This window comes from Vibrio sp. 10N.222.46.A1, from assembly GCF_041473595.1.
Classification (GTDB): domain Bacteria; phylum Pseudomonadota; class Gammaproteobacteria; order Enterobacterales; family Vibrionaceae; genus Vibrio; species Vibrio tasmaniensis_A.
Genome location: NZ_JBFRSN010000432.1, coordinates 1 through 1,096, shown reverse-complemented (window position 1 = coordinate 1,096; position 1,096 = coordinate 1). Strand labels below are relative to the sequence as shown.

Below are 1,096 nucleotides of genomic sequence, written 5' to 3'. Positions count from 1 at the left end.
ATAGAAAGGTAAAAAGGCCGAAACTTTCGGATCATTATTATTTTTAGACTTAGATTTTTTCAGTTTATAAAACCCAAATAAAACTAAGGTTGTAATAAACGAGAACAAAGATGTTGCGATTAAAATCACTTCAATTACATCAACCATAACTATCTCACTTACGCTAAGTAACAATTAACAAGGCGACTAACAGTTTGATAGTCGTACTTAGTATTCAAGTGGCCTTGAAGCAGGGAAAATGCTGAATATTTAGCATCTCGTAAAGGGAACTCAACAGACTTAACATCAAGACCAAGTTTCTTTGCTTCTATTAAAACGCTCTCTCGAAATTCTTGATCATTAAAACGAGTAATCACCTTACGATCCTCATTTTTTAGTCGCTCTTTCAAACGACCCGCTTGTTGTAAATTAGAACCTGAATGTTCTTTAATCCCTAGCTCAATTAACAAAAACTTGTTCTCATATTCATCAAGTAACCTTGTAAACCCAAACGAGTGCTCTCGAACTTGAGTTGGAGTCAAGTCGCCCTCCGAGTAATGATTAAGAGTATCAATGAAGTTAACGAGCCATGATTCGATGAGCGCATGGTCATCCCATACAGCCCCGACACCATTTGCCAGTACATAGTTACCGAAATCGGGTACAGCTGTTATAGTGCCAAAGTCCAAAAATCGACCGTCAACCGATATATTCGAGCTCGTTAAAGAGCCATGTGGAATACCTTTAACTCTCGATGCTGCAATCTGGCAGGCCAGTCGATCAATCATTTTATTGAAAGCATCACTAAGTGACGCACCCTCAACCCCACCTAACAGAAACTTGGATAGGTAAGGTAAAGCCTTCCTCACACGATTAGCATCATTATCACGAAGATAACTATAATTCACCGCTGGCCAGAAAAATGTGCATCGCTCAAAGTGTGCGGGACGTACTGAAACTTCCCTTATTGCTAAAGCACAGTGTTTGTAAGGGGCTTCATCTAAATATCCAAATTTATGCTTTGTATTGGTTTTGATAATGGCTAACGTTCGTATTGCTCCGTAAGGTAAATGCTTATGACAAATCTCGCCCCAAATCGCTTCACTAATAGCCTCAT

General features: G+C 39.1%; 1 protein-coding gene. It reads right to left on the bottom strand.

The window, feature by feature from the left end; all coding sequences use genetic code 11:
- Positions 1–158: 158 nt before the first annotated feature.
- Positions 159–1,096: MchC protein (locus AB4496_RS13355; RefSeq protein WP_372131130.1), on the bottom strand; the 938-nt coding region annotated here is incomplete at its 5' end.